Origin of the sequence: Hymenobacter crusticola, from assembly GCF_002154225.1 — a bacterium.
GTDB classification, from domain to species: Bacteria; Bacteroidota; Bacteroidia; order Cytophagales; family Hymenobacteraceae; genus Hymenobacter; species Hymenobacter crusticola.
This window is the reverse complement of the sequence record NZ_MTSE01000003.1, coordinates 693,096-714,338: the sequence shown is the minus strand read 5'-3', so window position 1 is coordinate 714,338 and position 21,243 is coordinate 693,096. Positions and strand designations below refer to the sequence as shown.

The following is a 21,243-nucleotide window of genomic DNA, read 5'->3' as shown; positions in this document are numbered from 1 at the left end:
GTGGCGCCAAACCTCACTTCTACTCGCACACCTGTATGAATCCTAAATTTCTTCCGTTGCTTATCGGCGGCGCATTGCTGGCTAGCTGCCAGCAAAATTCAACCAAGACCGAAGCCAACACTTCCCTTTCCGCCGATTCTACCGCCACCACCAAAGCGGCCGCTGATACCATGGGCGTGCCCGCTGATAGCATCCCGACCGTCGGCAGCCCCAAGCTGCTCTTTAAGCTTCCTGAAAAGTATAATACCCCCGACGGCCTAGCCTTAGCGCCCAACGGTAACGTACTGCTTTCCATACCAAACCTAGCTAATAACAGCTACCCAGCGGCCATCCTAGAAATAGTCGGCGACTCCGCCAAGCCGTACATCACCAACCTGCCCGTGGAGCCCACCACCAAGAAAGCAGCCCCTATGGATCTAGCTTTTGGGCCCGATGGTAACCTGTACTACGCTGAAAACCAATACGAAAACAGTAAGAAATTCGTGTCGCGGCTGATGCGGGTGCGCATGCAAAACGGTAAGCCCGGCCCTATCGAAACGGCCGTAGACAGCTTCGCGCTGGCCAACGCGGTGGTATGGAAGGGCAACAAACTCTACGTGACCGACAGCCAGTGGGATATGGCCGACAACGACAAAGGCAGCGCCGTGCTGGTCTTCACCCTCGACGAGCTGAAAAGAGCGAAAGGCCCTATTCACCTCAAGCCCAAAACCAAAGACCCGCACGTGCTGACCATGTTCACAACGAAGGTGAACGAAACCGGCGTGGACAACGGTGCTGATGGACTTGATTACGACAGCCAAGGCAACTTCTACACCGGCTCCTTCGGCGACGGTACCTTCTATAAAATGACGATGAAGCCCGACGGCACACTGGCGAAACAGGAAGCACTGCCACTCAAAGGCGACAAAATCACCTGTATCGACGGCCTCGTTATCGACCGTGCCTCGGACAAAGCGTACATCACGGGTGCTCGTCAGAACGCCATTTTTGTCGTTAATCTGAAAGACAACACCGTAACGACCCTAGCTCAAAACCCCGATACCGATGGTGCCGGCGGTAAGCTCGATCAACCCGCCGAAGTGCTGCTGAAAGGCAAACGTCTTTACATTTCCGACTACGATAATCCTGTGAAGCACTTCGTAAATACGAAGTCGGACGCACCGCACACGGAGTCGTACATTGATCTGAAGTAAGATTCTTGCTCTTACCAGGAACCAACAAGCCAGCTACGATGAATAGCTGGCTTGTTGGTTTCTGGTTGAAAGACGAATATACTTACTAAGTATTTGACTGCTTGATTCTTTCTAGGCCTATTGAAAGAAGCTTATCTTATTTCTATGCGCATTCCCTCAAGTAATTTGCTATCTATGTTTTTAGGTTTGGTCTTAACACAATGTCATTCCGAGCCCTCCACAACTCCCATTTCCACTGTTGAAGATCGAGCTAGTGCAGTTGAATCTTCGAATAAGGAGACTTTTCCCAGCCCTTGGCAGGATTCTTTTATCGGTCCTTGGCAGGTTGGACGTAGTAGCGAAAACGATGAATCTGAAATGCTTGTCCCGGACCCAAGCACTCCATATCAAGACGTAAAGCTGATAAATGTTGATAGTCAATCAGTTATATATACGGCAACCATGCCCGTCAAAAAAACACCCAACGGCATGTTGAGCTTGCGGGTCGAACTGAATCCGCGAAAACATTCTATCGAAAAGCTCACCTTGCTGCATACAAGACAAAACCAACTGCATACCGTAAAGCAGATTGGCAATGGGGTAGGGCATTACGATGCTACAAATCAGCGCTACTATGTAAATGTAGCCTATCAGGAAATTCTAGAATTTTCAGATAGGCTAAACTATAATAGCTACCTGCAGGAAATTGATTGCTGGGTTTCTACCCAAACCAATACAGCAGCGATTAGGCATGTTAAGTTTATCGAGCAGTGAACCACCCCTGTATCCATTGCTTACATGACAAACCAGAAAAGACTACTGCATTTCCCAAGCCGTACGGTAAGCGCCAATGCTCTCCACATAATCCAGAAATGCCTTGTAGAAATCGTGGCGACCTAGGGTGCTGGAGTCGCCGACGATGAGGAGCTTGCGGCGGGCGCGGGTCATAGCCACGTTCATGCGACGAATGTCGGAGAGGAAGCCGATGTCGCCGGTATCGTTGGAGCGCGTCATGGTGATGCAGATGATGTCGCGCTCTTGACCTTGGAAGGAATCGACCGTACCGACTGAGAGTAGGCGGTGGGTTACCATTTCGGCTAGCTCGGGTACTTCTTCTACTCTGTCTTTCAAGTAGTTGATCTGGGCGCGATACGGTGCAATGACGCCCACCGTGAGTAAGTCGGTGAGGTGGTCTTCGGGTACGTACACGCTCAGCAGTTCCGAGAGGCGGCGCAGCAGCAGGTCGGCTTCCTCGGGGTTGGCCACCGAGCGGCTTTCGGGAATACCTAGCTCCTGGAAGCCGAAACCGGCCGTGTCCAAGAACTCCACGGCTAGGTCGGGGGCGAAGCGCAAGTCGTAGTCGGCTAGGTCGGCGTGGCGCACGCTTTCGTGGGCAATGAGCTTGCCGTCGTAGAACTGCTCGGAGCTAAACTCCATGATCTGCTCGTGCATACGGTATTGCACCGTGAGCATGCGGGCAGAGTCGGGCTGGCGCGTGATGCACTTTTCGAACAGCGTTTCGCGCAGACCGTCGCGGGCGGCTTGCTCACTTTTCACGGTGGGCGGCAGCTGTTGGTGGTCGCCGGCCAGCACCACGCGGTTGCCCTTCGTGATGGGAATCCAGCAGCCGGGCTCCAATGCTTGCGCGGCCTCGTCGATGAACACCGTTTCGTAAGTAAGGTGCCGAATAGCACGGTTGCCGGCGCCCACGAGCGTACAGGTCAGGACCTGCACTTTGTCGAGCAGGTCTTCGGTGATGTAGCGCTCTAGGTTGTCGGAATCTTGCAGTATCTGGTGGGCTTGCTCTTTCAGCATGCGGCGCTGTTCGCGCTCCTCCCAGCCAAAATGGCGCTTGAACTTGCCGGCCATTTCGCGGTACTGCTCAGCCGTTTGCCGCATCGATTTCAGCTCCGGGTAGCTTTTGTGCGCCATAATCTGAGCGTCGAGCGTGTGTTCCAGCAGCAAATCTGACACCCGCGAGGGGTTGCCCATGCGAATCACATTTACGCCGCGCTCGGCTAGCTTCTCGGTGAGCAAATCCACGGCGGTGTTGCTCGGGGCGCACACCAGCACGCGCCGCTCGCGCCGGATGGTTTCCAGAATTGCCTGCACCAGCGTGGTCGTTTTGCCCGTGCCGGGCGGACCGTGGATGATGGCTACGTCCTTGGCCGCCAGCACGTGGCGCACGGCCGCCAATTGCGACTCGTTCAGGGGGCTAGGGTAGTAGAGTGTGGCTTCGCTTTCGTCTTTGAAGCGGGCCGGCTTGCCACCGAGCAGAATGTCGCGCAGCTCGGCGAGGCGGTTTTCGTAGGCGCCCATTACCTTCTGCAAGGCGTGCTCCATCTCGCGGTAGCTCACCTCATCGAACGTCAGGTCGACGCCTAGCTTGCCTTCATCGACCCAATCGGGGAGATCTTCTTTGTTGGTGGCCAGCAGGATCTTATTGCGACGCACGGCCGTAATCACGCCGTTGAGCGTAGGGCGGTCGGTGGCGGCGCGGTTCGGAATGTTGCCGAAGAGGGCGGCGTTGCGGCCAACTTGGAACAAGTGCAGGCTGTTTTGACTGGCCGGGCGCTCTAGCTCTAGCACCAGCTTTCCGCCGAAGCCAATTTCTTCTTTGGTGATTTTAACAGGATACCAGGTCAGGCCGCGGTGCTGCCGCTCGGCAATACTGGTTTTGGCACTCTTGATCTTGAACTGCTCCAGGTCTTCTTGCTGCTCCAGCTTCAGGAGCGCCTGGACTTTGCGCAGTTCTTTCTCTAGCGCGTAGGGGTCGGTATACGTAGGTTGTTCAGGCAAAATGGTACTCGTTATCGGATCGTTGGTAACAACGAAAACGGCAAAAGGGTGGCCGAAGGTCGGGGAGATTTTTAGAATGATAGCTAGTTATCTGCCAACTATGCGTATCAGGTATTTGGTCAACTCGTCCAAGTTCTGGAAGACAGGGCAAGCAGCAGATCTAAATACTTGCAAAGCGGCATCACTATCTACGTGCATATCCAGCTGATAACCCTCTTCGTCAAAATCTAAATGATCAAGTAAAGTCGGTGCTCTTTCCTCAATTATAAAAGCGGTTAAATCAACTAAAGAGAGCAATCCTTCAGCCGCACCGTATTTATCAAATAAAGCTTTGTACGATGAAAAGGCTGGGGAAGAGAAGTCTGCTATGACTTGATACATCTGTTCCGGAGAACCACGCGCTGCACCGTTTACAAAATGTACTTCAAAAGGAAAGCAGTTAATCATATAATTTGTAAAGAATAAAATTTCCGCAAAGCTAGCCTAGCATCTCAGCCGTAGCGTAATGTGCAAAAATGCCTTTCACGGCACGTTTTTGAACAACCATCCCCTCGCTACATGCTTCGTCTTACCTCCGCATTGCCGCTGGCCTTGGTGCTGCTAGCCGCCTGCAACAGCCATCCGGAAAACGCCCAAACCACAACCCAAGCTGCCGCACAAGACTCTTCGGCCGCGGCACCCGCCGATACCACCAATAGCCTCAGCGCGAGCAAGCTGGAAGATGTTTACCAAGCCGATACCATTTGGAACGGCGTGGCCGTGTCCGACAATGGCCGGGCTTTTGTGCTGTTCCCGCACAACGAAGGCAGCGCTGGTACGCGCATCGGAGAGATAAAGAACGGCAAAGCAGTGCCGTACCCAAATCAAAACTGGAACAACTGGAAGCTAGGTGCCGACGCCAAGCAGAAGTTTGTGCGGGCCAATTCCTTACGCTTTGGTCCCGACGGAAACCTGTGGGTTATTGATACGGGCACGCCCAAATCGGATGCCGCGCCGGTACCAAACGGCCCCAAGCTGCTCGCCTTCGACATCAAAACCAACAAGCTGGTGCGCTCCATTCCGCTGGATGCCTATGCCAAGCCTAAGAGCTTCGTGGATGATTTGCGCTTCCACGCCGACAAAATTTACGTGACCGATGCCGGCGCGCCCGCTCTCATCGTGCTCGATACCAAAACCGGCAAAGGCCGCCGCGTGCTCGAAAACGACACCAGCACCACCGCCCGCCGCCCGATGTATGGCGAGGGCAAAAGGATGGTGAAGCCCACCGGCGAAGATGTAGCGCTGCACGCCGACCAGATGGAAGTGTCGCCCGACGGCAACTACTACTACTGGCAAAGCGCGGCCGGACCCATGTACCGCCTCGAAACGCGCCTGCTCGACGACCCAAACGTATCGAGCGCCGACCTAGCCAAGCAAGTGAAGTACTTCTACAACTCGCCCACCACCGGCGGTACCGCCATCGATGCCAACGGCAACATTTACCTCAACGACTGCAACCACAAGCGTCTGCTGAAGATTTCGCCCGAAGGCCAAGCCACCACCCTCCTGCAAGATGACCGCCTCGTTTGGGCCGATGCCATGTGGATTGACAACAAAGGCAACCTCTGGATTCCGGCCGCCCAAATCAACCGCTCCGCCGGCATGCAGCAGGGGAAGGAGACAGTACAGTTCCCAGTGCACATCTACAAGCTAGCCCTAGGGCTGAAGCCACTGCGGAATTAAGAATACGATGGATATAAATCAGCCCGTCATGTCGACCAACGGAGACATGACGGGCTGATTTTTATGCTTTTACAAGAATGGCTGCAACTCCTTCCCCTGAATAGCCGCGGCCATTAGCTCGGGAAACTTATCCGGCGTGCAGGCAAAGCTAGGGATGCCCATGGCTGCTAGCTTCTCGGCCATGTGCCGGTCGAAGCTGGGGGCGCCTTCGTCGCTGAGGGCTAGGAGCACCACGAACGTGACGCCGGCGGCTCTGAGTGCGGCGGCGCGCCTGAGCAGCTCAGCCGAGTTGCCGCCCTCGTATAAGTCGCTGATGAGCACCAGGATGGTATCGGTGGGGCGGGTGATGAGCTGCTGGCAGTAGGTGAGGGCCCGGTTGATGTCGGTGCCGCCGCCGAGTTGGATGCCAAACAGTAAATCCACGGGGTCTTGCAGATCCTGGGTGAGGTCGGCCACGGCCGTGTCGAATACCACCATGTGGGTGCGCACGGCTTTCAGCGACGCCAGCACCGCCCCAAATACGCCCGCGTATACCACCGACGAGGCCATCGAGCCGCTCTGGTCTACGCACAGCACAATCTCCTTGAGCGCCTGCCCGCGCTTGCCGTAGCCGACGAGCTTTTCCGGGATAATCGTCTTGTAGCTAGGTTGGTAGTGCTTCAAGTTGGCCCGGATAGTAGCCGCCCAGTTGATTTCGTGGTAGCGCGGCCTAGGGTTGCGCACGGCCCGGCTCAGGGCACCTTGCACCGCTTGGCGGAGCGGGTTGGCGAGGCGCTTTTCCAAGTCCTGCACCACCCGCTGCACCACCTCGCGGGCTGTGTGCTTCACTTTGGCCGGCATCACGCGCCCCAACGACATCAGCAAGCCCACCAAGTGCACATCGGCCTGCACCGTGCGCAGGATTTCGGGTTCCAGCAGCATCTGGTTCAGGCCGAGCCGCTCCATGGCATCCTTCTGCATCACGGCCACCACTGAGGAGGGAAAGTACTGGCGAATGTCGCCGAGCCAGCGCGACACGCGGGGCGAAGAACCTCCTAACCCCGCGCCGCGCTCCTTGCTTTCCTGGTCGTAGAGGGCGGTGAGCACCTCGTCCATGCGCCCGTAGTCAACCGACATAGCAATTTGATTGTCTGCGTCGGCAGGCGAGCCGAGCACGAGTTTCCAGCGGGCAGGGTTAGACATGAGAATAAGCTAGGTATGAGCGCCTTGTGGCGAAGAAAAACTAAACCGGCAATGTGACGATAAACTCCGTGAAGTGGCCTTCCTGCGTAGTGATGCTGATGGTGCCGCCGTGCCCTTTGGTGATGATGTCGTGGCTCAGCGACAAGCCTAGCCCGGTGCCAACCCCCACGGGCTTGGTAGTGAAAAAGGGCTGAAAGGCTTTCTGTCGCACGGTTTCGCTCATGCCCGTGCCGTTGTCGCGAATACGAATTTCGATTTGCTGGGCTTGTTGCTTGGCGCTCACCCAAACCGTGGGCTCGTAGTCAGGGCTGGCCGTCTGGGCGCGTTGCTGCACGGCGTGGAAGGCGTTCGTGAACAAGTTGAGGAACACGCGTCCCATGTCCTGGGGGACTAAGTTGACCACGGCAAGATCGGGGGCTAGGTCAAGCGTAAGCGTGGCGTGAAACGCCGGGTCATCGCCCTGCACGCCGCGGTACGCTAGCTTGAGGTGCTCGCCGATCAACGAGTTCAGGTCGGTGGGCTGCCGATGGGTGGTGCCGGAGCGCGAGTGTTCGAGCATGTCCTTGATGATAGACGATGCCCGCAAGCCATGCTGACTGATTTCCTGCAAATTCTGCTTCAGCCCCGCCACAATTTCCTGCTCCAGCTCATCAGACTGCGCATTCTTGGTCTTGCCGGTGGGCTGCTGCATGTCGTCGAGCATCTTGGTGCTCACTTCCGCAAAGCGCTTCATGAAGTTGAGCGGATTTTGTAGTTCGTGGGCAATGCCAGCGGAAAGCTCCCCCACAAAGGCCCACTTTTCCGCCGCCACCAGCTGGGTTTGGGCTTGACGGAGCTGCGTGAGCGTGCGGGTATTGGTTCGCAACTGATAATAAAGGACTACGCCTAAGCCCGATATCAAGACCACGGCACCTAGGGCAACCAGCAGAAGGGCGTTGCGCTGTTGTAGGCGCAGCGTCTGGAGGGCATGTGCTTGGCGCAGGCTGACAAACTTTGCGTTTTGGGCCTGTTCTGTTCGTTCGCCCTCATATTGAGCAATGTTGAAGGCATCTTGAACCCGGTTCACCGAGTCCGACAAAGCTAGGTACGTGCGAGTGTAGTGCTGCACCTGGGCGGGCTGCTGACGAGCGTCATAAAAGCGAATGAGCTGCTGCAAACACTTCGGGCGCAGCATGTTCAGGTTGGTGGCCAAGGCTTTTTTGTACGATAACCGCCAGTGTTCTTCGGCCCGCCGGAAGTCCCCGACGGTTTCGTAGTACTGGGCCCACGCTTCATCCAGCATGAATTCGCCCGGCCGGCCGGCAATCAGCAGGTGCAGCGAATCGGAGAGCTGTTGGGCTCGGCGTAGCAAGGGCATTGCCTGCTGGGCCTGCCCCGAGTGAATCAGCACCGTAGCCTTTTGCACGAGGCCATATGCCCTGTACAGCGCCCCATCGGCCGAGTCGCGCTGGGCCGCCTGCAACGCTAGATCGGCGTAATACTGCGCTTGTGCCAGCTTGTTTTGGCGCATATGTAGCTTACAAAGGGAATTGAGCGTGTAAAAACGCCGTAGTCCTTCCAGGTGATAGCGGTTTTCGAGCGCCATGGCCTGGTTCAAATATTCCGTGGCTTTGTGCAGGTTACCCCACTCGCCATAGGTGTCGCCGGCCACCATGAGCTCGTTGGTGTAGAGCGCGCGGTCGAACTGCTTGAACAAGTCTGCCGCATGTAGGTAGTGGCTGATGGCCTGGTTGAAGTTGCCTTGGTGGCGGTATGAACTCGCTAGCACCAGGTAGCAAGCGGCCGCGTTTTCATCGGCGCCGTGCAGGTTATAGTAGGCCAACTTACGCCGAAAGTACGCGAAGCGCGCCTCGGGCTGGTGCATACGGTTGTAGAGTGGCGCTAGGTCGATGAGCAGGCGCGGAATGGGTCGATGCTCTTGGTCGAACATGGTAACTGCCTGGTGCAAAAGCACCATGGCTTCGGGATCGTGCCCAGCTTGCACCCACAAGCCCACGCCCTGGCGCAGCAACTGATACGGCCTGCTGTCGAAGAGTTGGAATTGCTGATTTAAGGTCAGCAGCTCGTCGAGCAACGGCAGGGCCTGTTTGCGGCGGCGCGCTTCGGTGAGTTCGGTGATATCAAGTAGGTGCACCAGCGTGCGCAGGCGGGCTTCCGGCGCGTGCAGCCGCGGCAGGGCGTGATGAAGCGAGTCGTAATCCGTGTTCCAGTAGCGGTTGGCCCGGAGCGGAACGCTCAGGCTCAACGCCAACAGCAACAGAAAAAAGGAGAGCAAATAGGGGCGCACAAGAAACGAAGAACAAGCAACGAGGAGCCTTCCGCAAGGCTCCTGACCGGATGGCATTCCAACGGCCGACATCAAATTTACCAAGTCCTAGGATAGAAGCTGCTTCCTAGGTACTCATCACGGCATTATAAAGTGCTTGCCGTTGAGTTTATTCCTAGTAACTCCCGCAGCACCGGCAGCACGCGCAGTCCACGCGCCAAGTCGAGGTCTAGGTCCTGTTGCCGTACCACGGCCGGACCGCCCACTGCTAGGGCTAGCACCTGTTGGCGCTCGGGGCGGCTAAAATCGGCAAAAGAGCGGCGCAACAGAGGCACAGTTTCCTGAAATACTGTCTCCTCCAACCCGGAGAGCCACGCGTCGAGCAGGTCAAAAAGCACGCGGTTGTGGATGAGCAGCAGGCCGCTGCCGCGCAGAAACCCCTCGATCCAGGCTGTGGCATACTCGGTAGGCTGCGCCGGCGCCAACGCGAGGCCGAGCAACGTAGCGGTGTCGTCGGAGGCTAGCTGCTGGGCGTCGAAGAGCAGGCGGGTGGCCGCCCCGGCGAGCAAGCCGCTGCTAGCGGGCTGCTGGGCAATGGTGTGCAGCGCGGCGTACCAATCGGTTTGTTGGGCTTCGTCGGGCAGCAGGCGAATGGCCTGGTGGGCACCTTCGATGCGCTCCAAAAGCTGCCGGGCCGCGTCGGCATCGAGGCCAGTGCAGGCTAGGGGCAAAGAGATGCACAGGCGCGGCACCAGGTGGTGCACTACCTGCGCCACTTGGGCGCCTTCGGTGCGGCGCACGTTGCCGTAGCGCAGCACGTTCACCAGCGGGGGCAAGGCCGTGAGCAAGTGCACCACGTCGCGGGTGCCGGCGCTCAGGGTTTCGAGGCGGGCTACCAGCGCGGGCAGGGCCGGACCTAGGTCGGCGCGCAAGGCTTCTTCTAGCAGTTGGCTGATCTGGCCTAGGTCGGTAGCTTCCTGGGCACGGTGAGCGGCCGCCCCGCTGGCCGCGGCCAAAATGGTGTTGCCCCAACGGCTGGCTTCCAGCACGCCGAGTACCATTTCGGGGCGCCATTGCAGCTCCCACACTTCGTGGAAAGTGCCGCTCTTGCCCTGCACGCGTTGCGGCTGACCCCACCGAATATTGAGCAGTTGCAAGCGATGCAGCAAGTGGCTCCGACCTAGGTCGAGGTCCTTGCGCAAGTCCAGGGTCAGCGTTTTGCTGACCGCTTCGGGCTTGAGGCGCAGGGACTTTTGTTGCAATGCTAGGTCTTGCTGCAAAGGAGAAGCGGGCAGTTCCTCCGGAACTTCGCCTAGCTTTTCGCCAATCACCAGCCGTTGGTGTACCAAGTGCAGCGCCTCCGCGTAGCCGCCCCCGAAGATGGACACGGCCGCTTCTTCCAACTCCGCAATGCCCGGCAAAGCTAGCCCACGCACGGCGGCCAGCGCTTCCGCCAGCCGTACGCCCTCAATGGCGTGCGCCGACGACGCATCGATTTGTTGCTCCCGCAGTAGGTGCGCCGCCCGCACCATCCAATGCGTCACGACCCGGTCGTGGGGCTCGGCAAACAGCAGCTCGTACCAAGCCGGCGAGAGCACGCCTGCCCCGTAGCCCGACTGAAAAGCCAGCCGCTCGTAGGTCCAGGGGACCCAGGTGGCTTCGGTGGGCACTTTCTTGAGGCCCTTGAGGCGGGCTTTGTCGTCCTTGGCGTAGCGCGGTAGTTCCTCGGCGCGCAGTACGGGCGCGTGCCAGGCCCCGCACACCACGGCCACGCGCTGGTAGCCCTGCTTGATCGTATTGCGCAGGGTTTCGCGCATATAGGCTTCGCGCAGCAAGGTTTCCTCCGATTCGGGCTGGGCCAGCTCCTCGCGCAACGCCGTCATCATCGATAACACCACTTCGAAGGTGTCAGCGTGGCCGGTGCTGTACTCAATGCGGGCTTCCCACCACCGTTCGCCGTCGGCGTAGCCGTCGAGGCGGGCGAGGTGGGCAATGGGGTCGTGCCGGAACTCGGCTTCGGGCTCTTGTTCCTGGTTTTCAGGAGACAACGGGCTAGCCTCCAACGCTTCTGGTTCTGCTTCTTCCTCGCTAGGGCTAGGTGCTCCGTCTTCCCTTTGCAGAAGCTCACGCGGGGCCGCGCCAGGCACGTGCTCCACCGTATCGGGCAGGGCAAAGCGCAAGGCCATCGGCAGATCGAAGCAGCGCAGGTGGGCGCCGTGCTGCGCGCACCACTGCACCGCCTGCCACTCGGGCGAGAAGTGAGCGAAAGGCAGAAAGGTGGCCTGCGCGTGCTGCTTGGGGTTGTAGAGGAGCAGGGCCACGGGCGGTTTTAGCTCCGGGTTGGCCGCTAGGGCTAGGGCTTTCTCGCCGTCGGCGGGGCATTCGAGCAGCACGATATCGGGCTGGTAGGCGTCCAGCGCTTTTAGAAGGCTGGCGGTGCTGCCGGGCCCGTGGTGGCGGATACCGTAGAGGTGGAGGTCGGAAGACAAATTTTTCTAATTTAACTAGTGAAATAATTATGGCCTATTGAATGACAGGTAGATGGTATAACTGAATAGCTAACTTTATTTCTCTGTTTTTATCTTCGTTCACATGAAAACGATAGTTAAACCAATTCTCTTCTGCTCTAGCTAGTGTTTCTAAATAGTTAGAGTGTTTAGGTGTTTCAGTATCAACTTTCTTCAGAATAGAAGAAAAATCTTTTTGTTTGACGAAAACAATAACTGAAGCTTTTGTGTCTCTCCAAGTGAGGTACCCTAGCAGTTGTGAAATAGTCGATAGAAAGTTCTTCTCGCCGCTCCAAAACTTGCATTCAGCAATAAATACAACAGAGCTATTATACCGGAGTTGTATATCTGTTTTTCCTGATTTGTTAAAAGTTTCTCCGCTTGCACTTCCAAATTCGAAATTTGGGTCTAGTGTCATAAGAATGTGGTCCCTCAAATCCTCCTCGCCTTTGTCTTTATAGACGCTAGGCATTCTTTCGAAATTTTTGCCAACATCATTTATTAGCTTTAGAATCTTGATGTAGTTATCATTATCTAAAGTAGGCTCGGGTTTAAAACCTGTTTCATGCACAATAGGTCTAACTATTATCTTTTCCCTGAGTTGTGGGTTGGGTACAGAGAAAGTTGCTGCGACATCGTCTCGTTTCCTTATGGGTATTCCTAACGAAGAAAGAAGATTATTTTTGTTTAAAAATTTCTTCTTTCTTTCACTTAAGTAAGAACGCACTTGTTCCTTAAGTGATAAATTAAATTGCTGTATATTATTCCTTAATAAATTGTAATTAGGATGTATGCCCTCAACTTCTTGGTCGAATTTTCTTCTTATTTCTGCGGGGTCATTCGAGAAATTGATAAATTCTGCAACTATAGCTTCGGTTGTTATACCAAAATGACCACCACTTCCGCCAACATAGTATTCATTTGCTGGTCTATATTTTAACAACGTAGTTTCACCCGTACATGGAATGAAGAATTGAATAACTTCTTTCCTGTACCTTTTTCCTTGTATTACATAATAATCCATCGGAAAATATTCGGCTGGAATATCATCTTCGTAGCTATCAGCATTCACATGGTCAAAGTGTATCTCAGGAGTATCAATTTTGTGATTGTTTGTTAGGTAATCTATGTAGGTGCTTTCATTGACATTTAGAATATATGTTTCGCTTTCATTCTCTATAGTTGATTGTATTCTTTTATAAATCTGTTGAAATAGTTCATTTATGCTTTCTCCTGTAAAAAGTTTGGGTGTTCGGTTATGATGCATATAGATGTCTTAAAAGAGTCTGTATATAAAAAAGAACTTTACTCCACCACCTCCCGGCACGCCCGGTACAAATCCTTCCAGCCATCCCGCTCTTTCACCACGGTTTCGAGGTATTCCAGCCACACCACGCGGTCTTGCACGGGGTCTTTGATCACAGCGCCGGTGAGGCCGGCGGCTAGGTCGGCGGCTTGCAGGGTGCCGTCGCCGAAGTAGGCGGCCAGGGCCAGGCCGCTGTTCAGCACCGAAATAGCCTCGCCGGTGCTGAGCGTGCCGCTGGGGCTTTTGAGCTTGGTTTTGCCGTTTTCGGTCACGCCCGAGCGCAGTTCGCGGAAGATGGTCACGAGGCGGCTGATCTGCTCCAGGGCCGCAGTGGTGGGCGGCAATTGCAGGGCGCGGCCGGTTTTCTCTACTCGCGAGTGCACAATCTGTACTTCCTCAGCCACGGAAGTAGGTAGGGGCAGCACCACCGTGTTGAAGCGACGACGCAGGGCGCTGCTGAGTTCGTTCACGCCTTTGTCGCGGTCGTTGGCGGTGGCTATCACGTTGAAGCCGCGCGTGGCCTGTACCTCGGTCGCTAGCTCGGGCACAGGCAACACCTTCTCGGAGAGCACCGTGATGAGCGTATCCTGCACATCGGAGGGGATGCGCGTGAGTTCTTCCACCCGCACCAGACTGCCTTCCTGCATGCCTTTGAGTAGGGGTGAGGGCACCAGCGCCCCCGCCGACGGCCCTTCGGCAATCAGGCGGGCGTAGTTCCAAGAGTAGCGAATGGCATCTTCGGAAGTACCGGCCGTGCCCTGGATGAGCAGGTTGGAGTGCCCGCTGATGGCCGCCGTCAGGTGCTCCGATACCCAGCTTTTGGCGGTGCCGGGTACGCCGAGCAGCAGCAGGGCGCGGTCGGTGGCGAGAGTGGCCACGGCAATTTCCATGAGGCGCCGCTGCCCGATGTATTTGGGCTCAATCTCGAAGCCGTTATCTAGCTTGCCGCCAAGTAAATAGGTCACCACCGCCCAGGGCGAGAGTTTCCAGTTGGGCGGCTTGGGGCGGTCGTCGAGGGCGGTAAGGGCAGCGAGTTCTTCGGCGTATTGCACCTCAACGTGCGGGCGCAGGATTTCGGAGGAAGGATTGAGCGACATGAAAAAGCTAGGAGAGTGGATATGTTATTATTTGTCATCGTGCTTCATTAGAAGGTCATGTCGACTAACGGGAGACCTCTCGCATGCCATGGTAACTTCTAAAAGCTAGGTTTACTTTGGCAACATCAGCACGCGAGAGGTCTCTCCTTGGTCGACATGACGTTCTCTGTAGTCGTTCAGCGATGAGACTTCAACTATTGCGTCTCTACATCGTTCAACTATCGGGGGCGGGTGATTCGGTGAGGGTTTCGTGGAGCTGTTGGCGAAAGTAGAGGGCGCTGAGGAACTGCTCGGCGGCGGTATTCACCGAAGAATCTAGCTGGCCTAGGCTGCGCAAGGTGGTGGCACAACGGGCGTATTCGCTGGGCGGCACCACGAGCTGCATGTGGCGCAGGAGCTGCGTGAGCCGGTACGTAAGAAGGTACTGCTGATTGCTGGGAGCAACGGTCAGGGTGTTCTCAATGATTTCCAACGCTTTGTGCGTAAGTGCTTCCGGCCAAGGACCGGGCAAATCCAAGAGCAGGCTTTCCCAGCGCGCTTCGGGCTGGGTGAAGCGTGGGTGGCGCGGCAAGTGCGCCATGAGCAGTTGCGTGACTTGCGCGAGGCCAACTACCTCCGTGGCATCGGTGGCAGTGAGGAATGGCATGGAGTCGTGGGTGAGCTGCAAACGGAGGTAGGCTAGGGCCCAGGCCTCGGAGCGGTGCAGCAGCAGCCCTTGCTTCCAGGCCGGCAGCAGCAAGGACGCCCATTCCTTGTCGGTAGCTAATTCTAGCAAGTCGGTGGGGGCGATGTTCCAGTGCGCCGACCACCGCTCGGGCGGAATCAGGGAGAGGAGTTGCCCAAGCCACGCTGCTTTTTCGCCGGCGTATCGGTTATCTTTCTGCTCAATACCATCGGCCTGCCACTCTGCCGACCAGGTATCAGGCAACGAACCTTCCAGCTTCTTGCGACCTAGCAGCGGCTTTTTTAACTCCAAATACGGCACTGCTCGCTGCCATAGCCGCTCCACCAAGGCGTTGCCAGGCGTGCGCACCAACAAGAGTGCTACCGTTTGGCGTACTTCCTTGCTTTTCGACCCTAGGTATTGCTCCAGCAAGGGCGCGTCGGCGGCGCTCAGGGCCGGCGCTAGGGCGGCGAGCAGCGCGGCTTGGGTTTTGGCTGGCTCTTGGGCCAAGGTGGCAGCGAGTAGCGCCCGGGCTTGGTCAGGGTCTTGGCGGTGAAGGGCTTGCAGGTAGTTTTGCCGTTGGCGCAACTTGCCCGTTTCCCAATCTGCAGCATCGGGTGTGGCCGCAGACGCCAGCAACGGTTGCCACTCGGAGTTGAGACGCACCAGCCACAATCCGCGCTGACCTAGCACTGCCGCCGTGGGCGCGTGCAGCTCGGGGCGGGTGCGGGCGTAGTTGAGCAGCGGGACGAGCTGTTGGTGGGGCACGCGGCGCCCGGCCTGCGCCAAGCTTACCAAATAGTCGGCTAGCATCGCCGGGTAGCGGTCATTGAGCAGCTGCCCCAGCGCCTCCCGGCCGTTCAGGCCCAGGGTTGGGATTGTTTCGGGCGGGGCAGGCGACACGTCGGGGGCGGTGGCGTCTAGTGCTTTGAGGCCCGCTTTGCGCACCAAGCCCAAGGAGCCAGCCGCTAACAGGGCGTGTTTTTCAACGGCTTCGGGGGCGGGCAGATCGGCTAAGCTAGGTACGGTTTCGCCGCTTTGGCGCGTGCCGAGCAAGGCCACGCGCAGCAATTGCTGCCAGTCGGTTTGGAGGTTCATACAGAAACGGCGGTTGTGGCCGTCACCGGAGCGGACCAGTACGAAATCGGGAAAAAAGCGCGGCCGTTCCATTCGCCAAAAACTGTTAGCGGGTACCCGCCGCTAATAGCGAGCAACTGCCAGGCGAGCTCAGGGTCGCAGCGCAGGGGCAGCTGTAGCCCTTCGGTGGGGTGGTACAGGATGGGCTGCTCATTGGGGCCAAATTGAGGAACCACGCCGTTCAGCGTCACGGGCCACTCGCGCAGCCAGGGAAGTTGGCTGAGCGCGGTAGCATAGGCATCGAGCAAATCTTGAACAGAACTGCCACCGGGCCTAGCTTGCGGCCGAGTACCGCTGAATGCCCAAGCACCCGTCGAGACGGCGCGGAGCGGGCAGGCGCTCGGGTAAAAAGCTAGGTCGCCTTTGTAGGTGCCAGTCGGTACGAGCGCCGTGGCAAAGGCTTGACCGCCAAAGGAAAACTCCAGCACAAAAGCGTAGCGATTGGTATGCTGCCCCCACAGCCAAGTGCGGCGAGACAGCAGTCGCTCTTCTTCCTTCGTGACCTGTCCCACCACTAGCCACGTATCCGCCACGGGGGGCTGCTGGGCCTGTATATCCTCCTTTTTGAGGTTGATACCGACGAGCTGAAGCACATCTTGTTGAAGCTCAGCAGGTAGTTGTTCGAGTCGCAGGAAGGCGCGCACTAGCAGGTACAGTTCGCCAAGGCGAGCCAGCAGCCGCTCCGGCCAATCGAGGCTGGCATAGCGTAGCGTGGCTAGCTCGCGCAGCACCGCGGCAAGGCCTGGTAATTGGTCGTCGACGAGGCGGGCGGCTTGGTTTTCCCAGAAGGTGCGCGGCTGATTTTCGGTCTGGGCTAGCCCCGCGCTGATGAGGTCTTGCAGCCACACTAGCAGCTCGCTCGCGCCGCGCTGCATGCGTTGCAAGCGCGCCTCGCTAACCAAAGCAGCACTCTCCGGCTCGGCCGCGTTGGCGGGATCAGCGGAGCTAGGTATTGCCGTTTCGGGTGCGGGAGCCTTGGCGGCGGGTGCTGGCGCGGCTTTTTTGCTTTGGGTTTGCTGTCGCTTTTCAAGCCATTCGGCCAACCACGGCGGCGGCGTAGCACCCGTGAAAAGCCCGGTTTGGCGAGCCAATAGCAGAAGCAGCCCTGCGCCGTGCTTGCACGGAAATACCCGGCTTGGGCAAGAGCACTTAAAGGCCGGCTCTGTGAGGTCGATGCCGACTTGGTAGGGCTTGGAGCCGCTGCCGGCGCACTCGCCCCAGGCGGCACTATCGGTCTGGCCTAGGTTGCTCCACTTGGGAGGCTTGGCTAAATCAAGGCCTCGCTTGAGCGTGCCGGCGTCGGTCACCAGCGCACGTACTTGTTCTTCCGTCCAGATCAACTCGAAAGGGCCGCTTGCGGCGTAAGGGTCAGCGATGTTCTCGGCCCTTAAAGTACTGGTTGAGGCTTAAAAAGCAAGCTAAAAATATTAGAAATAAATGCTAAATATTGTAGTAATAAGATGCTCAGTAAGTTAGTTTCTCGCGTGGAAGGTGGCTTGCTAAGTGGGGTAGCTTATTGCGCTAGTTGGGCAAAATGTTAGACGATGCAGCGGCTTAATGATTGAAGTATCCTTCGTGGATAGCTTGAGTTAACATGACCTAGAGCAACTTAAGTAAACAGCGGCAGCAACGTAGAGACGCAACATCTTGCATCTCTACATCGAACGACCTAGGTAAATGACCTCAGCAACGAGCAGACGCGAAGTGTCGCGTCTCTACAAGTGGTTAACGAAACGGTGGATAACAGGCTTATGACGTTACTGTAGACCACACGCTGGGCCTAGGTCGCAAACGTGGCGTTGCAGTTTTGACATTGGTACAAGGTCGTGCCGGCGTAAAACAGACGTTTCCACCACCTCACGCGGACGGCAGGCAAAGTATCCACGGAGCCACAACGCGGACAGCGGTGCGGATTTATGGCGGTGCGCTGACGCTCAAATTCGGCTACAATCGCCTGAGCTGCTTCTACTTCGTCTTCCTCAATGAGTAACTGATAATATAGCCCGTCGCCGAAGGGAAAGGAAGGCGGACCGGCTGTTTTGACTAACGCAATGATTTCCGCTTCGCGCAGGTCGTTGTACAGGGTCACGGCCTCGGCGTACGTCAGGTAATCGGCGGCGGGAATGAGCATACCAAGCTAGGGGAGGTGCTGATAGCCAGAGCGCTAGCCCCGCCGGGCACGGCGCACGGGCAGCTGCTGGCGCAGCCGATACACGTACAACAACAGCCCCGCACTGAGCAAGGCCAACGCTACCGCAATCAGCTCGCGGCTGGTGCGGGTGGCATCGGCGTCGGCGAGCTGCTGCTGCGCGTCCGCTAGTTTCTTTTGGCGCTGTTTGTCGCGTATCTCCAGATTCTGAATCTGGTTTTGCAGGTCGTAAAACCGTTCGCGCGTCGACGATTGGTCGCCGTGGGCTAGGCTGGCTTGGCGCTCGGCCTGCGTTTTCTCGGCCACAATGTTCGCGGTGCGCCGAATGCCGCTTTCTTTCACCGCCTGAATTAGCTCGCTGTCTTTGCGGATAATGCCTTTCAGGGCATCTACTACCTCTTGCAGATCTTTCTTGCTGGGCTTATTGCCGAAGAGACTATTGCGCTGAGCATTAGCTTCTTCGTATTGGTGCACCAAGGTTTCCCGTTCCTGGATAAGGCGGGGCAGCGGGTCGGTAGCGGGCGTGGGTTGCTGAAGCAGAAGGGCGAGAACCAGGAATTTCATACGGCAAAATACGATGGAGAGCTTNCAGAAGGGCGAGAACCAGGAATTTCATACGGCAAAATACGATGGAGAGCTTGTCATTTCGACCAGCGGGAGAAATCTCGCGTGCAATGCTAACTCTATTCAGCCGGAAGTTAGCACCACAACGTCAGCACGCGAGATTTCTCCCGCTGGTCGAAATGACGGGCGTTTTTGGGGTGCCTAGCTTAGATAAGGCTAAGCTCTTCCTTCTCAGTTCTAAGCTCTTAGTTCTAACGTTACCCACCTAGCACTGGCACCTGTTCTCGAATTGCGCGGGGCTTGTGCTTATAGAAGAACAAAATCAGCAGCGGCAACAGCGTCAGCTCGGCCACCACGCCGAAGAGCAGCGTCAGGCCGATGAGCACGCCCACGTAGAAGGTGCCGTCGAAGCGGGAGAAGATGAGCGTGGAAAACCCGCCCACCAGAATCAACGACGTGACAATGACGGCTTTGCCGGCCATGAGGTAGGTTTTGCGCACCGCCCGAAACACGGTCGGCTCCTGCAAGAGCGTGAGTTTCAGCTTGCTGATAAAGTGAATGGTGTCGTCGACGGCAATGCCAAAGGCAATGGTGAAGATGATGCTGGTGCTCACCTTCATGGCCACGCCACAGGCCCCCATCACGCCTGCCACCACGATGATGGGCACGAGGTTGGGCACAATCACGACCACCGTCATGCGCAGCGACCGGAATAAGGCCAGCACAATAAGCACCACCATCACGATGTCGATACTCATGCCCTGGATCATGTTCAGGGTGAGGTTTTCGTTGTTTTTGTCGATCAGGTTGGCCGAGCCGGTCAGGCGGGTGCGCAGCACGGCGGGGTCGATTTGCTGACGCAAGAACTGGCGCAGACCTAGGTTCAGGGCATCGGCGCGGATGCTGCCCACGTCGGGCATGCGGCCAGTAAGGCGACCCTCGCTGCCGTCGGGCACCACCAGCGCCCGAAACTCTGGCTTCTTGCGGAATAGCTTGACTTTGTTAACGATGCGCCGCAGCTCAGCTTCCGAATCGGGCAAGCGGTACTCCTCCACGCCACCACCATTCAGCGCCTTGCGCACCGATTTGATGATGGTGACAGGAGAGGCGGCTACGCGCAAGTCGTACTCTTTCTTCAAGTAATTCTCGGTGCGCTCAATCTGTTGCAGCACGGCTAGGTCGTAGAGGCTGCGGCCTGGCGCGGGCTGCAAGGCTAGCTCGAAGGGGCGCACGCCAGCGAAGCGCTGGTCGAAAAAGCGGAAGTCCTGCTTCACCGGGTCGCCGTCGGAGAGGTCGTCGAGCAGGGCCGAGTTGATGCGGATTTGCATGGCAAAAAAGATCGAGCCCGCCAGGATGAGGCCCGCCGTGGTGAACACTAGCCGGCGCCGCACCAGCACCCACCGAAACAACCGACCTAGCACTCCGTCCCAACTGTGGCCGTCCTCGCGCGGCACCCGCAGCTGGGGTTTGCGCAACAGAATCAGCAACGCCGGCAGCAGCGTAAAGGACAGCACAAAGGCCAGCAGCACCGATATGCCCGTGAACAAACCGAAGTTGTGGATGGGCTTGATCGTGCTGGTCATCAGCGTAAAAAAACCGATGCTAGTGGTCAAAGCCGACAACCCCGAGCCGAAGCCTGATTCCTTGATGGTCGTTATTAGTGCGTCCTTTTTGTTAGCGCCGTAGCCTAGCTCGGTCACGTAGCGCGTGATAATGTGGATGGTATCGGACATGCCCACCACGAACATCATCACCGGCAGTAAGGCCGTCATTAAGTCGATGCTGATGCCGCAGGCCGCCATCAAACCGAGTCCCCACAGAATAGCGCCGAGCACTACCACCAGCGGCAGTACCACGCCCCACCACGTTCGGAAGGTAAACCACAGCAGCCCCGTCACCAGCACCACCGACAGCGACATAAACACGACCAGCTCCCACTGTAAGCGGTCCACAAACACCGATTGGGCGACTAGCCGGCCAGCCAGGTGATAGTCGGTTTCGGCAAAACCTAGCTTTTCGAGCTGCCCTCGGAGGCTGGTGAGCAACGAGTCGCCGGCCGGTTTTTTCAGCTCCGGCGACGTCTGGAGCAATACCGTGACGGCGCGGGCGTCGCGGGCAAACAGGTTGTCGACCAGCCCCGGTGTGCGGTAAATCAGGGCCGAATCGTCGGCTAGCCGCGCGGGCTCGGTGGGGTGGAGGTAGGGGAGGTTGAACACGCCAAGCCCTTCCACCACCGGGTTGGTGGCGGTAGTAGGCGACACCACGTGCAACACGTGGCGCTGGCGCTGCGCAAAACGCGTGAGCGAATCGACGCGCTGCAAAAACGGCGCATTGAACACCGTGCGACCCGCCGGCGCCTCTAGGCCGAGCAGTACAAAGTCGTTGTCGTTGCCGAAGCGCGCCGAGTACTTTTCGTAATAGGCTAGGTCGGGGTCGCCGGCGGGGTAGAAGTCGTTGAAATTATAGTTGAAGCGCAGGTGCGCCACGTGGTACACGCTCACGGCCGAGAGCAGGCCCAAAAGGCAGAGCGTGAGGTAGCTAAGTTTACGAAGCGGCATAGAAGCACGGACGAGCGTCCGCGGGTAGGTTCTGTGTAGCGCGGCCTTTGTCGTCCGCGTCTGATAACGACCAAGCGCGGACGATAAAGTCTGCGCTACTTACCCTAGCTTTTTGTACTT

General features: G+C 57.3%; 15 protein-coding genes. 3 read left to right on the top strand and 12 right to left on the bottom strand.

Annotated elements, in window-relative coordinates:
- Positions 1-35: 35 nt before the first annotated feature.
- On the top strand, positions 36-1,193 hold the full coding sequence (locus BXP70_RS09235) for an SMP-30/gluconolactonase/LRE family protein (RefSeq protein ID WP_086593735.1): 1,158 nt from the start codon (positions 36-38) through the stop codon (positions 1,191-1,193).
- Positions 1,194-1,337: 144 nt separating this feature from the next.
- A complete protein-coding gene (locus BXP70_RS29425; protein ID WP_143436431.1) occupies positions 1,338-1,946 on the top strand; it encodes a hypothetical protein in 609 nt (202 codons plus the stop codon).
- Positions 1,947-1,988: 42 nt separating this feature from the next.
- Here BXP70_RS29425 and BXP70_RS09225 read toward each other — a convergent pair whose 3' ends face one another.
- A complete protein-coding gene (locus BXP70_RS09225; protein ID WP_086593733.1) occupies positions 1,989-3,971 on the bottom strand; it encodes an AAA domain-containing protein in 1,983 nt (660 codons plus the stop codon).
- Between the two features lie 87 nt (positions 3,972-4,058).
- The gene (locus tag BXP70_RS09220) at positions 4,059-4,418 is read right to left on the bottom strand and encodes a hypothetical protein (protein WP_086593732.1); all 360 of its coding nucleotides are present in this window, start codon (positions 4,416-4,418) and stop codon (positions 4,059-4,061) included.
- A gap of 111 nt (positions 4,419-4,529) precedes the next feature.
- Here BXP70_RS09220 and BXP70_RS09215 point away from each other — a divergent pair, with 111 nt between their 5' ends.
- Complete coding sequence (locus BXP70_RS09215) at positions 4,530-5,693, top strand: SMP-30/gluconolactonase/LRE family protein (RefSeq protein WP_086593731.1); 1,164 nt, start codon at positions 4,530-4,532, stop codon at positions 5,691-5,693.
- A gap of 69 nt (positions 5,694-5,762) precedes the next feature.
- Here the strand turns inward: BXP70_RS09215 and BXP70_RS09210 are convergent, their stop codons facing one another.
- The 10 genes from BXP70_RS09210 to BXP70_RS09165 form a co-directional block, all read right to left on the bottom strand.
- Positions 5,763-6,875, bottom strand: a complete 1,113-nt coding sequence (locus tag BXP70_RS09210) for a VWA domain-containing protein (protein WP_086593730.1) — start codon at positions 6,873-6,875, stop codon at positions 5,763-5,765.
- A gap of 40 nt (positions 6,876-6,915) precedes the next feature.
- The gene (locus BXP70_RS09205) at positions 6,916-9,162 is read right to left on the bottom strand and encodes an ATP-binding protein (RefSeq protein ID WP_179197636.1); all 2,247 of its coding nucleotides are present in this window, start codon (positions 9,160-9,162) and stop codon (positions 6,916-6,918) included.
- Between the two features lie 125 nt (positions 9,163-9,287).
- Positions 9,288-11,630: a DUF5682 family protein gene (locus BXP70_RS09200; RefSeq protein ID WP_086593728.1), complete on the bottom strand. Its 2,343-nt coding sequence runs from the start codon at positions 11,628-11,630 to the stop codon at positions 9,288-9,290.
- 34 nt (positions 11,631-11,664) lie between these two features.
- Positions 11,665-12,915, bottom strand: coding sequence for a hypothetical protein (locus BXP70_RS09195; protein WP_086593727.1), 1,251 nt, complete (start codon positions 12,913-12,915; stop codon positions 11,665-11,667).
- A gap of 38 nt (positions 12,916-12,953) precedes the next feature.
- Positions 12,954-14,051, bottom strand: coding sequence for an ATP-binding protein (locus BXP70_RS09190; protein WP_086593726.1), 1,098 nt, complete (start codon positions 14,049-14,051; stop codon positions 12,954-12,956).
- A gap of 214 nt (positions 14,052-14,265) precedes the next feature.
- On the bottom strand, positions 14,266-15,813 hold the full coding sequence (locus BXP70_RS09185; RefSeq protein ID WP_086593725.1) for a DUF5691 domain-containing protein: 1,548 nt from the start codon (positions 15,811-15,813) through the stop codon (positions 14,266-14,268).
- Entirely contained in the window at positions 15,810-17,192 is a 1,383-nt protein-coding gene (locus tag BXP70_RS09180; protein ID WP_086593724.1) for a hypothetical protein, read from the bottom strand. The genes BXP70_RS09185 and BXP70_RS09180 overlap by 4 nt, the downstream gene beginning before the upstream one ends.
- A 440-nt stretch (positions 17,193-17,632) precedes the next feature.
- Positions 17,633-17,983: a hypothetical protein gene (locus BXP70_RS09175; protein WP_086593723.1), complete on the bottom strand. Its 351-nt coding sequence runs from the start codon at positions 17,981-17,983 to the stop codon at positions 17,633-17,635.
- Between the two features lie 33 nt (positions 17,984-18,016).
- Entirely contained in the window at positions 18,017-18,565 is a 549-nt protein-coding gene (locus tag BXP70_RS09170) for a hypothetical protein (protein ID WP_086593722.1), read from the bottom strand.
- A 257-nt stretch (positions 18,566-18,822) separates the two neighbouring features.
- Positions 18,823-21,123, bottom strand: a complete 2,301-nt coding sequence (locus BXP70_RS09165) for an efflux RND transporter permease subunit (protein WP_086593721.1) — start codon at positions 21,121-21,123, stop codon at positions 18,823-18,825.
- Positions 21,124-21,243 lie beyond the last annotated feature (120 nt).